Genomic DNA, 12,879 nt, shown 5'->3' on the forward strand with positions numbered 1-12,879 from the left:
GTTCGATCGGAATGCGGGGGCTGTGTGTAGCTGAGGAGATGCGTGCCCGTGCCTGCCTCCAAGGTCTGGGTGACCGGTCTGACGGTGGGAGCGATCGCCGCGGTCACGGTCCTGGCCGTCCAGGCCGACAAGGGGCCGCACCCGAAGGCGTCCGCCGCCCGTCCGAGCGCGTCGGCGTCCGCGCACGCCTCCACGTCCCCCAAGCCGCACGCGACGGCCGTCGCCGGGGTCCCCGCCGACTCCGGCACCGGCCGCCGTGTCGTCTACGCGGTGGGCGAGAAACGCGTGTGGCTGGTCGACGCGAGCGACAAGGCGGCCCGCACGTTCACGGTCTGGCCGGGCACGGTGAGCCCCGACCCGGGCACGTACACCGTGTCGGTCCGCAGGGACGCCACGACGGGCTCCGACGGCGTCCAGATCGAGAACATCGTCTACTTCGCCACCAAGTCCGGCCTCAACATCGCCTTCTCCAACGCGGTCGACGGCTCCTCGCCCCCACCGGCGGCGGCGGGCAAGCAGACCGGCGGCATCCGCATGGCCAAGGCGGACGGCGCGGCGCTGTGGGCCTTCGGCACGACGAGCACGAAGGTCGTCGTCGTCGGGTAGCCGACCACCCCGACCGGCCTCGGCCGGTCCACCCCCTCAACGCACCGTCCCCGTTCGATTACAGTGCTGAGCTGACTCGTACGTACGAACGGCGCTGTGAGGGGGCTTTGGTGAGTACGGCAGCCGGGGCCGTCTGGGGCCGGGTGGAGCAGCAGGACTTTCGGAGCCGGGTGCGGGGGACGCTGCTCGGGGCCGCCGTGGGGGACGCGCTGGGCGCGCCCGTCGATCTGCTGGCGATGGACGAGATCCGGGAGGCCTACGGAGTCGAGGGCGTCGTGGATCTCGCCTTCGGGTTCGGGCGGCGCGGAGGAGTCACCCATCTCACCCAGCTCAGCCTGTTCAGCGTGGACGGGCTGATCAGGGCCCAGGTGCGGCGGGACACAGGAGCCTGGCATCCGCCCACCGATCTGCATCGGGCGTATCTGCGGTGGGCCGCCACCCAGCACGACTGGGGGCCCGACGAGCGTCGCAAGGACGACGGGTGGCTCGCGCGCGAGGAATGGCTCTACGCACGGCGTGAGCCGACCCGGGCCTGTCTGCTGGGGTTCGGCGACGAGCGGATGGGGACGCTCGACGCGCCCAAGAACCCCGGCGAGGCGGGCGGGGAGGCCGCCGCCCGGTCCGCGCCCTTCGGACTGCTCGTCGGGTGGGAGCCCCAGCTCGTGATGCAGCTCGCCGTGGAGTGCGCGGCGCAGACGCACGGCCATCCCGTCGGATACCTCGCCGCCGGCGCCTACGCCGTCATCGTGCACGGCCTGGCCCGCGGCGAGAGCCTCGACGCCGCCGTGCAGCGGGCGCTCGCGCTGCTCGCCGCCCGGCCCGGCCACCCGCCCGTCTCCGACGGTCTGCAACGCGCCCTCGGCGCCGTACGGCAGGGGATGCCCACCTCCGGGCGGGTCGAGGAACTCGTGGGGGAGGGGAGTGCGGAGGGGGTGCTCGCCGGTTCCGTCTACTGCGCGCTCGTGGGCGAGGACGTACGGCACGGGCTGTGTCTGGCCGTGAACCACGGCGGGCCGTCCGGGGTCGTCGGCGCGCTCACCGGCGGGCTGCTCGGGGCGCTGTACGGCGAGACGGCCCTCCCGCCGGCCTGGCTGGCCGAACTGGAGGGCCGTCCCACGTTGCTCGTGCTCGCCGACGACTTCGCGGTGGAGATGACCCAGGGACCCGCGTTGCACGGGCCCGCCGGATCCTCCCCGGGATGGATCGCCCGCTACCCGCGGGGCGCCTGAGCCCTACGGCCGGCTGCCTACGACGGGCTGCCCACGACGTCGTCGCCCGCACCCGCCTGGGCCTGCGCCGGTACCGCCACCGCGGCCGCCTCCCCGTCGTCGTCCCCGCCGCCGTTGATCTTCTCGATCAGCGCGTCACGCTCCGGGGTGTCCTCGGGCCTCACATAGCCGATGAGGATGTAGAGGACGAGGGAGACCGCGAGCGGGATCGACACCTGGTACTCCAGTGGGACCCCGCCGTCGATCTGCCAGTTGATGGGGTAGTTGACCAGCCAGAAGGCGAACAGGCCCGCCGCCCAGCTGGTGAGGGCCGCCGTGGGACCGGACTTGCGGAACGGCCGCAGCAGACCCAGCATCATCGGGATCGCGATCGGGCCCATGAGACCCGCGACCCATTTGATGACGACCGTGATGATGTCCTTGAACGTGGGCGAGTTGATCTGCGTCGCCACCGACATCGACAGGCCGAGGAAGACGACCGTGGTGACGCGGGCCGCGATGAGTCCCGAACGGTCGTTCCAGGCACGGGCCCTGGCGGACACCACCGGTGCCACGTCCCGGGTGAAGACGGCCGCGATGGCGTTGGCGTCGGACGAGCACATCGCCATGGTGTGGGAGAAGAAGCCGACGACGACCAGGCCCAACAGGCCGTGCGGCAGCAGCTGTTCGGTCATCAGGCCGTAGGAGTCGGAGCCGTCCGGCTTCTGCGCGTGGACCAGGAGCGGTGACATCCACATCGGGAAGAACAGCACCGTCGGCCAGATCAGCCACAGTGCCGCCGACAGCCGCGCGGACCGCTCGGCCGCGCGCGGGCTGGTGGTCGCCATGTAGCGCTGGGCCTGGTTGAGCATGCCGCCGTTGTACTCGAAGAGCTTGATGAAGAGGAACGCGAGGAGGAACACCGTGCCGTAGGGGCCCACCAGCGGTTTGCCGTGGCCCTGGAGCGCCGGTTCGTCCCAGGCGCCGAAGAACCCGATGCCCTTGTCGTTCAGCTTCAGCACGACGGCCACGAACATGGAGATGCCGGCCAGCAACTGGATGACGAACTGGCCGAGTTCGGTCAGTGCGTCGGCCCACAGGCCGCCGATCGTGCAGTAGATGGCGGTGATCCCACCGGTGATCAGGATGCCCTGGTTCAGGGAGACGCCGGTGAAGACGGACAACAGGGTGGCGATGGCGGCCCACTTGGCGGCCACGTCCACGATCTTCAGCAGCATGCCCGACCAGACCAGCGCCTGTTGGGTCTTCAGGTTGTAGCGGTTCTTCAGGTATTCGAGCGGGGACGCCACATGGAGCCGTGAGCGCAGCCGGTTGATGCGCGGCGCGAACAGCTTGGAGCCGATCGCGATGCCCAGCGCGATCGGGAACGACCAGGTGATGAAGGACGTGACGCCATAGGTGTAGGCGATGCCGGCGTAGCCGGTGAACATCACCGCGCTGTAGCCCGACATGTGGTGCGAGATGCCGGAGAGCCACCAGGGCATCTTCCCGCCGGCCGTGAAGAAGTCACTCACGTTGTCGACGCGTTTGTGCGACCACACGCCGATCGCGACCATCACGCCGAAATAGCCGATGAGCACGGCCCAGTCGAGCCCGTTCATATGCGCCCTCCCACGGTTGAGCCGGTTCAGCCCGGGGCTCATCGTGGGCGGTCGTGCGTGAGCACGACAAGTAAGCGTGAGGTCAAGGGGAAGTAAAATCGTTCGGATTGATGTTCCTGGTTCACCTACATGAACTCAACGCATCAGCTCCCCCGCGTTGACCAGCAACGACTGACCCGTGATCGCCCGCGCCCGGTCCGACGCCAGGAACACCGCCGCGTCCGCCACATCCCCATCCGTCGCCAGCTCCGGCAACGCCATCCGGTCGGACAGCCGCTTCAGCACCTCCGCCTCCGGCACCTGCTCCGTGTGCGCGGTGAACTGCACGTACGCCTCCACCGGCGGCCCCCACATCCACCCCGGCAGCACGGTGTTCACCCGGATCCGGTGCGGCCCCAACTCCCTTGCCAGCGAGTACATCGCGCTCGTCAGCGCCCCCTTCGAGGCCGCGTACGCCGCCTGCCGCACCTGCGAGGGCGCGGCCACCGCCGACTGCGTCCCGATGAACACGACCGACCCGCCGCCCACCTCCTTCAGCGCCGGCAGACAGGCCCGGGTCATCTTCAGGGTGCCCAGCAGGTTCACGCCGACCACGGACTCCCAGGTCGCGAAGTCCGCGTCCTCGACCCCGCCGAAGTAGCTGTCCCACGCGGCGACCTGGACCACCGCGTCGACCCGCCCGAACCGCTCCCGCGCCAGCGCCGCCAGCGCCTCGCACTGGCCCTCGTCGGTGATGTCCGTCGCCCGGTAGGCCGTGTGTGCCCCGTCAGGATCGATCTCCGCGGCCGACTTGGCGAGATTCGCCTCCGTGCGCGCACCGAGGACGGCGTTCCCCCCGTCCCGTACGACGGCGGCGGCGACCTGGTGGCCGAGTCCGGCCCCGACCCCCGAGACGACGACGGTCTTGCCCGCGAGCAGCGACATCCGATCCCTCCCGGGGTCTGGCGATTTATCTGACGGGGCGTCAGAGTATGGGCGACCGGCGGAGGACGGAAGGGGAGCGACGTGAGCGAGGAAACCCGGAGCGACGTGTACGCCGAACTGGCCGCCGTGGGACCGTACGGAGTCCGGCCGGGGCATGCGCTGATCACCATGGTCGAACCGCATCCCGGCCACGAGTACGCCTACAACCGCTGGTACGAGGACGACCACTACTACGCGGGCGCGATGGCCATGCCCTGGATGTACGCGGGCCGCCGCTGGGTCGCCACCCGGGATCTCCAACTCCTGCGCTACCCCGAGAAGTCGGCGATCGCCCAGCCCGCCACCGCCGGCTGCTACCTCTCCACCTACTGGGTCACCGACGGCCGCTACGACGACCACATGAAGTGGACCGTCGGCATCAACAAACGGCTGAATCGCGACGGTCGCGTCTACCAGGACCGGACGCACGTCTTCACCGCGTTCCAGGACCACGAGGCGACCGTGTACCGGGACGGCGCGGCGGGCCCGCGCGACTTCCACGCCCTCGACCACCCGTACGCCGGGCTGGTGCTGCAGGTCGTCGACAGCGAATCGGCCGAGCAGCGCGCCGAGTTGCTGGAGTGGCTCCGCTCCCGCCACCTCCCGAAACGGCTCGCGGGCTCCCCGGCCGCGATGGTGACCGTCTTCCGGCCGACCCCGCTGCCCGGCGACCGCATGACCTACGTCAAGCAGGTCGAAGGGGTCGACACCCGGCTCACGCTGCTGTGGTTCCTGGAGGCCGACCCGCGCGACCGCTGGGAGCGGTACTTCGCCGACCTCGACGCCCCGGTGGCCGAATCCGGCCTGGGGCGCGTGGAGTTGGTGGCACCCTTCATCCCCACGGTCCCGGGCACGGACCGGTACGTCGACCTGCTCCGCTGACCGCCCGACGCGTCCGGCGACGGACGCTCACTTCAGCTCGTCCGGGCAGGGCGTGCCCCGGGGCAACTGGTAGGGCGCCGCCAGGCGATACGTTCCCGTCCTTGGCGCCAGCAGCATCGTCCACTTGTCGCCCTTGGAGTCCTCCTCCGTCTCCATCAGACAGCCGTTGAGGTTGTCGAACGTCTTCGGCGTGCCCTCGGCGCGGTGCTTGGACGCGTCGGTCTCCTGCGGGGGCTTGAGGCTCTTGCCCTTCGCGTCGACGATGCTCAGCCACGGCGAGTACGGGATGCGGATGAGGATGCGCCCCTTCTTCCGCACCTCGATGGTCAACTCGCCCTGCTCCGCCCGGTCCACGACCGAGTTCGGCTCGGCCAGCGGCGTCGGGTCGGTGACCTGGAACAGCTGCCAGTTCGTGTCGCCCCAGACCTGCTTCAGATACGGCATCCCGCGCTGGACCAGGGCCCGTTCGCGCTCACCGCCGTCGCCGTCCAGCTTGTCCTTCGGCAGCACGACATAGTGCACGGCCCAGCGCTGGAGCCACTCGTGGTAGTTCGCCGAGTTGAGGGTGTCGTCGTAGAAGAGGGGGTTGCGCTCCATGTCGGCCTGGCGGTTCCAGCCGCGGGCCAGGTTGACGTACGGCGCGAGCGCGGAGGCCTCGATGTGGGACGCGGCCGGGACGACCTCGACGCGCCCGCGCTCGGCGCCGACCGTCTGGAGTTCGTTGACCAGCGGCGCCAGCTCGTGCGACCAGGACGCGGCGGGGGCGGTGTTGACGACGTCGTCGATCGACTTGAAGCCGATCCAGCCGTTGAAGCCGACGAAGGCCAGCGCGATCACGTACCACTTGCGGGACCGCGGCACCGTGAACGGCAGCGCGGCGATCAGGGCCACCCCCGCGAACAGCATCGCCAGCCGGCTTATGTTCGAGCCGATCTGCGAACTGACCAGCCAGACGAGGATGACACCGATGCTGTACACGGCCGCCGTGATCCGTACGGTCGTCCACGCGCGCGGCACCAGGAAGTAGACCAGGACCCCGGAGATCAGCGGCAGGATCATCGAGCCGAACAGCATCGGCTGGGTACCGGAGAACGGGAACAGCCACGCCGACACGGCCACCACCGCCGCCGGCGCGAGACCCAGGGCCCACGCGCCGGGACGGCGCTTCTGCAGGAACAGGGCCACGGCGACCAGCCCGACGAACAGCCCGGCCACCGGCGAGGACATCGTCGCGAGCGCCGCCAGCGGGGCCGCGCACAGGGCCTTCGCCCAGCGCTTGTAGCGCCAGCGGTACGGCCAGCAGAAGACCACGGCCACCGCGCCGAGCCCGAAGACCAGACCGAGGCCGTACGTCACCCGGCCCGACGCCGCGTTGCACAGCAGCGCGAAGACGCCCGCGAGCGAGGCCCACAGCGGGTTCTTCACCGAGCGGCTGCGGATCAGGATCATGGTGAGCAGACCCGCCGAGATCGTCCCGGCGATCATCATCGTCGTCCGCACGCCGAGCACCGACATGAGATACGGCGAGACCACGCTGTACGACACCGGGTGCATGCCGCCGTACCAGGCGAGGTTGTACGCCGAGTCCGGGTGCCGGCCGACGAACTCCGCCCACGCGTCCTGCGCCGCGAGGTCGCCGCCACTGTTCGCGAACGTGAAGAACCAGGCGACGTGCAGGACACCGGAGAGCAGCGTGAAGCCGATCACCGGGTGCCGGAGGAAGGGGGCGCGGAGGCGGTCGACGAACCGCGTCAGGCGAGTGCCGCCGTCACGGGCCGTGCCGTTGTCCGGGTACGGGGCGCCTACCGCCGTGTCATCCGGCGCGGTGTGCGCGGGCAGGCGTATTCGCGGGCCGGTTCCCGGGCCCGGATCGGCATCGTCGGCGCGTGTCGGCTCCGCAGTGGCCACCTGAAGGCACTCCCCGTGTCCCGTCTTCTGTTCTCGGCCGCGTCCTGTCCCGTTCCCGGCCTGTTCGACGCCGCGTCTCCCCGACCGGCGACCTGCCCCGATTCGCGACGCTAGCACGCACCCCGCCGACGGGCTCCCGGGTGGGTGCCCGCCCGGCGGGGTGCGGTGACGTACATCGCCTCGTGGGTCAGCCGAGACGCGTCAGCTTGGACGTCAAGGCCGGTTCCGCGAGATCCTTCTGCAGGGCGACCGGCACCTTGACCGCACCGCCCGAACCGTCGCCCACGGTGAGCGTGCCCACCTTGGTGCCCGCCTTCGCGGTGTGCGGCACGTCGTCGGCGACGAAGGACAGCTTCACCTTCAGGCCGGCCCAGCCGACCGCCGCGACGTCCTTGGTGACGACGACCGGCGTGTGACCGCCGAGCTGGTCGTCCACGTACCCGACGACCGTCCCCTTCTTCAGGATCTTCGCCGAGGTCATCGCGTCCTGTGCCGCGAGCATCGCCGTCTTGCTGACCGCGTTGACGGTGTCGATGATCGGCGCGGTGTGCTGGCCGAGGATCGCCCCGACGACGACGGCCGTCTCGCCGCCGACCTCCTTGGTGGCGGCGAAGAGCAGGTTGCCGCCGGCCGCGGTGGTGGTGCCGGTCTTGATGCCGAGCGAGTTGTTGTACGGCACCAGGCGGTTGTAGTTGGTCCACTTCTTGCCGGACGGGTCGACCCAGGCCGGCAGCTTCGTGATGTCCATCAGCGACTGGATCTTGACCAGCTGGTTGCCCAGCTTCACCTGGTCCTCGGCGGAGGAGACGGTGGTCTCCTTCAGGCCCGAGGCGTCGGTGTACGTCGTGTTCGTCATCCCGAGTTCCTTGGCGGTGTCGTTCATCTTCTTGATGAACGCCGCCTCGGAGCCCGCGTCCCAACGGGCCAGCAGGCGCGCGATGTTGTTCGCCGACGGGATCATGATCGCCGAGAGGGCCTGCTTCTCGGTGAGGACGTCACCGGCCTTCACGGTGTTGAGCGTGGACTCGCCGTCCTTGTCGTAGCCGCCCTCCTTCTCGGCGGTCGCGTCGACGGTGATCTTCTCGCCCTCCGTGCCCGCCTTCAGCGGGTGGTCCTTGAGGACGATGTACGCCGTCATCGCCTTCGCGACCGAGCCGATCGCGACCGGGGTCTGCTTGCCGAAGTCGCCCATCGTGCCGATGCCGTTGACGTCCATCCAGCCCTGGCCCTCGCTGGGCCACGGGAGGTCCACCTTGCTGCCGTCGAAGGTGTACGAGTCGTCGGCGGTCAGGGTGAGGGACGGGGTGGGCAGCGGGCGCACGGCCTGTACTACCGCAAACACGATCGCCAGGAGGATGACCAACGGGGTCCAGATCTTGACCCTGCGGATCGCCGTGCGGACCGGGGTCTCCGGGGGTGGCGGGGTGTTGGTCAGTTCGGCGAGGAGGTCCAGCGGGGGCTTCGGGGGAAGCGGTTGCTGGGTGGTGTGTTCGGGGCCGACGTGGTGGACGGGACGGGTGGCGTCCTTGGGGGGTGCGCCCCTGCCGGGCGTGCGGGGCTCGTCGAGGGGCTTGAGGGCGACGAACTTGCTGGTGCGGTCGGGAGCTTTGGGGGTTTCAGGGGTTTCGCGGGTCTCGGGCGTCTTTGTCGCGTCGCCCAGCTTGAGCATGGTGGTGGGCTGGTCGACCTGCGGTTCGGGCTTGGGCGGGCGTACGGCCTTGAAGACGGTGGTGGGGTGATCGAGGGCCTCGGCTCCGCCGTCGGCCACCTTCGTTCTCCCGCCCGCACCGCCCGTGCGGGTCTCGTCGTCGGGTGCGAGGGGAGCCTGCGGGGCGGAGGCGCCGTCGGCGGCTCTCGGCGCGCTGTCGCCGTCCTCCGCGTCGCCTTCGGCCTCCGCGTCGGCCTCGGGCCGTGCGTCGCCTTCGGCCTCCGCGTCCGTCTCGGTGGCGGAGGGCTTGTCGGCGTCGGTGGGCTTCGCGTCGGCCACGTCGGCCACGTCGGCCACGTCGGCCACGTCGGGCTTCGCGGCCTCGGTCGCAGCCGTCCCGGCCGCCTTGGGGGTCGCGTCCTCGGGAGCCGCGTCCTCAGGGGCGTCGGGACGGGCGTCGGCGGGTTCCGGGGCCTCGTCCGCCGGGGTGGCGTCCTCGGGGTCGGTGGCCTGCTCACCCTCGGTCACGTCGGCGTCGCTGTCGGGCTCGGCGGCAGCCGCGTCGCGTGCCTCGGCGCCCTCGGCGGGCTCGTCCTCCGGGGTGGCGTCAGCGGGCCCGGTGCCGCCGCTCGCGGCCTTCCCCGGCTCCCCGGGCCTGCCCGCCTTCCCGGCGCTCGTGTCGGCCTCCGCCGGTGCGGCGGCTTCGGCGTCCTCGGTGCCCTTCGTGTCCTCGGTGTCCTCGGCGTCCACGTTCGCGGGGTTTTCTCCCGCGCTCCCGGCCCCGGCCAACTCCTCGGCGTCGTCGGGGACTTCCGCGTCGGCGGTCCGCTCGGAGTCCGCGGAATCCGTCTTCGCCGGGGTCGTCGCCGGGGTCTTCGCGTCCTCCGGCTCCTCGGACCCGTCCGCGGACGTCACCCAGGCCGCCACGGCCGCCCTCAGGCGCGCGTCGCCGGTCGTGCCGCCCTTGGCGGAAGGGTTCTGCTCGTCGGGGTTCTCGGCGCTCTCAGGACCCTCGGAGCCCTCGGAGCCCTCAGAGCCCTTGGGACCCTCGGGGGTGTCCCCGGATCCCGAATCGGAGTCGCCGGGCTCCGGGTCCGTCCGCAGGTCCTTGATCGAGAAGACCTTCGTCGCCGTGTCCACACCCCCGCGGCTGCCCGCGGACGACGACGGAGACGCCGAAGACGTCGCGTCCTCCCGGGCCACCGCCAGCCGGGGGTCACGTTCGGCCCGGGCCTCCGGAACCGGACTCGCGCTCCCCGGCGTCGGTTCTGCCGACGACTCGCGCTGCTTCGACCTGTCGGGGGACTCGCCCGCCACCGATGCCTCCTCCATGCGCCGCACGCTCCACGTGCGTCAACCGAACCGACCGAGATAACCGAGTTGGTTACAAAAACAGCTGGAAAATCAGCTGGGAAATCTCATACCCGCAGTCCGGACAACGCATCAACCAACGCTGTCCGAACCATGTACCAGTGTCCTGTGTGCGGGCTTAACCCCACCGGTAGACGAGAACGACATACCTACCGGTTCCACTACGAAGCGGTCACGCACCCTCGACAAGCCAATGTGAGAGGGGTCACCCTGTCATTCATCCACGCGGGGAGGCATGGATGGGCAGGAGCCGCAGAACACTTCCGGAAGAGCTTCTGCTGCTGGCATTGGACCCGACCACGGGTACCACTGCGCAGCCGCAGTCGCTCGACCTCGGTCTGGCCGGAGCACAGCTAGTGGAGCTGGCGCTGGCCGGACGGATAGCCCCAGACGGGGATCGTATCGCCGTGGTGGTACCACGGCCGACCGGAGATCCGACTTTGGACTGCGCGTTGGAGTTGCTGCGAAGGCGTGGCGCTCCCGTGCGTGCAGTGAACTGGATTGGCGGACCCCGACTGGGACTTCGCCAGACCTACCTCTCGCATCTGGAGCGGTGCGGCATGGTGCATGCCGTGGCGGGACAGATGTGCGGGGTGCTGCCGACGACTCGCTACCAAGCGACGGACAACGACATCAGCCGGGAGATCAGGGCCCGGCTCGATTCCGCGATCCGCACCGGTGTGCCACCGGACCCGCGGACAGCCGCGCTCGCCGCACTGGCGCACGCGGTCGGTCTCGGCAAACACCTGTACCCGGGCAACGAGGGACGCTCGTCCCGCTCCCGGCTGCGGGACCTGATCAGGCACGACCCGATGGGCGGACTCGTGGCGCACGCCGTGATGGACGTCCAGAACGGGGTGGCGGCACAGCCACGCCGTAACGCGGCCCCGGCCGGCCGTCAGGCCGCGCCCGGACCAAGGCCACCGGAACCGGCTCGTGGTGTTCCGATGCAGCCGCACCGCGGCACCATGGCGCGCGCCGTGGCTCACTGAGCCGCAGTTCCACGGCGCACGTCCGCATCACGCAGGACCGCACGACGGAACCACCGCAGGGCCGCGACACCGCATCACCGCACGACCGCAGTAACGCCGCACCGCCAGTCCCCAAGACCCGGTTCGGGAGCCGCTGGTCCGAGCGGGGTGGAGTAGACGTAACGTCACTCCACCCCGCTCGGCCGCATCTACGGGCACCTCCGGCAACCCGAACCTGGCTCGTACCTGCCGCATATCCACCGTTTCCCAGCGGTAGAAACCACCTTGGTGGCAGTCTGCTCAACAGCAGATACGCAAAGTGGCAAGCACTGAGCAGCACGTAACAGCAAGTAGAGGCATGCAGTCGGAGGTGCACGTTCCCGTGGCGTCAAGTGTCAATCCCACCGTCAGGCGACGCCGGTTGGGCCAGGAGTTGCGTCGGCTCCGCGAGCTCAAGGGCATGACGGCCGAAGAGGTCGCCGAGAGACTCCTGGTGTCCCAGTCGAAGATCAGCCGACTGGAGAACGGCCGGCGCAGCATCAGCCAGCGCGACGTCCGCGACCTGTGCGGGGTCTACGAGGTCGAGGACGTCCGCATCGTCGACTCCCTGATGCAGATGGCCAAGGACTCCCGCCAGCAGGGCTGGTGGCACTCCTTCGGCGACATCCCGTACAGCGTGTACATCGGACTGGAGACGGACGCGGCCAGCCTGCGCGTCTACGACCCCCAGGTCGTCCCCGGCCTGCTGCAGACCCGGCAGTACGCCGAGGCGCTGATCACCGGCGCGCTGCCCGAGTCGGCCCCGGCGGACGTCGAGAAGCGGGTCCAGGTGCGGCTGCGCCGGCAGGAGCGGATCGCGGCCGCGGAGAACCCGCTGCGGCTGTGGGCGGTGCTCGACGAGGCGGCGCTGCGCCGCGAGGTCGGCAACAAGCAGGTGATGATCGGGCAGTTGGACGGTCTCATCGAGATGTCCCAACTCCCGCACGTCACCGTGCAGGTGATCCCGTTCGCGATGGGCGCGCACCCGGGTGTCAGCGGCCAGTACGCGATCCTGGAGTTCCCCGACGCGGCCGACTCCAGCGTGGTCTACATCGAGGGTGTCACCAGCGACCTGTATCTGGAGAAGGCGCAGGACGTCCAGAAGTACAGCGTGATGTACGAACACCTCAGGGCGCAGGCCCTGAACGCGGACCAGAGCCGTGAGTTCATCTCGAACGTGGCCAAGGACTATGCGCGTTGAGCCGTTCCGTCGCGTTCCGTCCCGCTCCGAACCGTCCGTGACGCGTGCGGTGCGGAAAGGTACACCTTCCTCGGTCAAGAGGGAAGACACCAACGGAATATGCCACCCGGTCGAGTGAATGGCCGCTCCGTGCGGCGATGTTGGCGAGTAGCGTCGATCACGCCACCGAGCAACAACGTTGGCGCAAACCGTGTCCTGCGGGCGGAGTGATGCGCGGGGCACGGCGACAGCAACTCAGCAACTGGTAATCGGAGCGAACATGGCAATCAAGCAGGGCGCCGCGGACAAGTGGATCAAGTCCTCTTACTCGCAGGGCAACGGCGCGTGTGTCGAGATCAAGTCGCCGGTCGTGTCGGCGATGGCCGTCCGGGACTCGAAGGTCTCCGAGGGACCCACCCTGGGCTTCCCGGCCGACGCGTGGAAGGCCTTCGTGGCATCCGTCAAGGCATAGGCACTCGAC

Annotated in this window: 10 protein-coding genes; 6 read left to right on the forward strand and 4 right to left on the reverse strand. The window is 69.9% G+C overall.

Going from position 1 to position 12,879, the window contains the following annotated elements; translation table 11 throughout:
- Positions 1-48 precede the first annotated feature (48 nt).
- Both ACIPTO_RS07415 and ACIPTO_RS07420 read left to right on the forward strand, forming a co-directional pair.
- Positions 49-606, forward strand: a complete 558-nt coding sequence (locus ACIPTO_RS07415) for a hypothetical protein (RefSeq protein ID WP_366316837.1) — start codon at positions 49-51, stop codon at positions 604-606.
- 110 nt (positions 607-716) lie between these two features.
- Positions 717-1,835 (forward strand): ADP-ribosylglycohydrolase family protein, encoded by a 1,119-nt coding sequence (locus ACIPTO_RS07420; RefSeq protein WP_366316835.1) that lies wholly within the window; start codon positions 717-719, stop codon positions 1,833-1,835.
- A gap of 17 nt (positions 1,836-1,852) precedes the next feature.
- Here ACIPTO_RS07420 and ACIPTO_RS07425 read toward each other — a convergent pair whose 3' ends face one another.
- Together ACIPTO_RS07425 and ACIPTO_RS07430 are read right to left on the reverse strand one after the other, a co-directional pair.
- Positions 1,853-3,436 (reverse strand): sodium:solute symporter family protein, encoded by a 1,584-nt coding sequence (locus tag ACIPTO_RS07425; RefSeq protein WP_366316833.1) that lies wholly within the window; start codon positions 3,434-3,436, stop codon positions 1,853-1,855.
- A gap of 135 nt (positions 3,437-3,571) precedes the next feature.
- Positions 3,572-4,360, reverse strand: a complete 789-nt coding sequence (locus tag ACIPTO_RS07430) for an SDR family oxidoreductase (RefSeq protein WP_401190072.1) — start codon at positions 4,358-4,360, stop codon at positions 3,572-3,574.
- A gap of 81 nt (positions 4,361-4,441) precedes the next feature.
- Here ACIPTO_RS07430 and ACIPTO_RS07435 point away from each other — a divergent pair, with 81 nt between their 5' ends.
- Positions 4,442-5,281 carry a hypothetical protein gene (locus ACIPTO_RS07435; protein WP_366316829.1) on the forward strand — a complete coding sequence of 280 codons (840 nt, stop codon included), beginning with the start codon at positions 4,442-4,444 and terminating at the stop codon, positions 5,279-5,281.
- A gap of 27 nt (positions 5,282-5,308) precedes the next feature.
- On the opposite strand, the gene ACIPTO_RS07440 is transcribed toward ACIPTO_RS07435, so the two are convergent.
- Positions 5,309-7,189: an MFS transporter gene (locus tag ACIPTO_RS07440; RefSeq protein ID WP_401190074.1), complete on the reverse strand. Its 1,881-nt coding sequence runs from the start codon at positions 7,187-7,189 to the stop codon at positions 5,309-5,311.
- A 187-nt stretch (positions 7,190-7,376) separates the two neighbouring features.
- Positions 7,377-10,169: a D-alanyl-D-alanine carboxypeptidase gene (locus ACIPTO_RS07445; protein ID WP_401190076.1), complete on the reverse strand. Its 2,793-nt coding sequence runs from the start codon at positions 10,167-10,169 to the stop codon at positions 7,377-7,379.
- Between the two features lie 278 nt (positions 10,170-10,447).
- Between ACIPTO_RS07445 and ACIPTO_RS07450 the strand changes: the two genes are divergently transcribed.
- The 3 genes from ACIPTO_RS07450 (at position 10,448) to ACIPTO_RS07460 (ending at position 12,870) form a co-directional block, all read left to right on the forward strand.
- A complete protein-coding gene (locus tag ACIPTO_RS07450) occupies positions 10,448-11,200 on the forward strand; it encodes a GPP34 family phosphoprotein (RefSeq protein ID WP_366316823.1) in 753 nt (250 codons plus the stop codon).
- Positions 11,201-11,561: 361 nt separating this feature from the next.
- Positions 11,562-12,419 (forward strand): helix-turn-helix transcriptional regulator, encoded by an 858-nt coding sequence (locus ACIPTO_RS07455; RefSeq protein ID WP_366316821.1) that lies wholly within the window; start codon positions 11,562-11,564, stop codon positions 12,417-12,419.
- Between the two features lie 259 nt (positions 12,420-12,678).
- The gene (locus ACIPTO_RS07460; RefSeq protein WP_266771355.1) at positions 12,679-12,870 is read left to right on the forward strand and encodes a DUF397 domain-containing protein; all 192 of its coding nucleotides are present in this window, start codon (positions 12,679-12,681) and stop codon (positions 12,868-12,870) included.
- Positions 12,871-12,879: the final 9 nt, after the last annotated feature.

The sequence above is a fragment of the Streptomyces sp. NPDC090083 genome (assembly GCF_044747445.1).
In the GTDB taxonomy this organism is placed as follows: Bacteria; Actinomycetota; Actinomycetes; order Streptomycetales; family Streptomycetaceae; genus Streptomyces.

Coding starts and splice junctions, on each gene's coding strand:
- ACIPTO_RS07450 (WP_366316823.1), top strand. CDS start 10,448: ATGGGCAGGAGCCGCAGAACACTTCCGGAAGAGCTTCTGCTGCTGGCA.
- ACIPTO_RS07425 (WP_366316833.1), bottom strand. CDS start 3,436: ATGAACGGGCTCGACTGGGCCGTGCTCATCGGCTATTTCGGCGTGATG.
- ACIPTO_RS07445 (WP_401190076.1), bottom strand. CDS start 10,169: ATGGAGGAGGCATCGGTGGCGGGCGAGTCCCCCGACAGGTCGAAGCAG.
- ACIPTO_RS07430 (WP_401190072.1), bottom strand. CDS start 4,360: ATGTCGCTGCTCGCGGGCAAGACCGTCGTCGTCTCGGGGGTCGGGGCC.
- ACIPTO_RS07460 (WP_266771355.1), top strand. CDS start 12,679: ATGGCAATCAAGCAGGGCGCCGCGGACAAGTGGATCAAGTCCTCTTAC.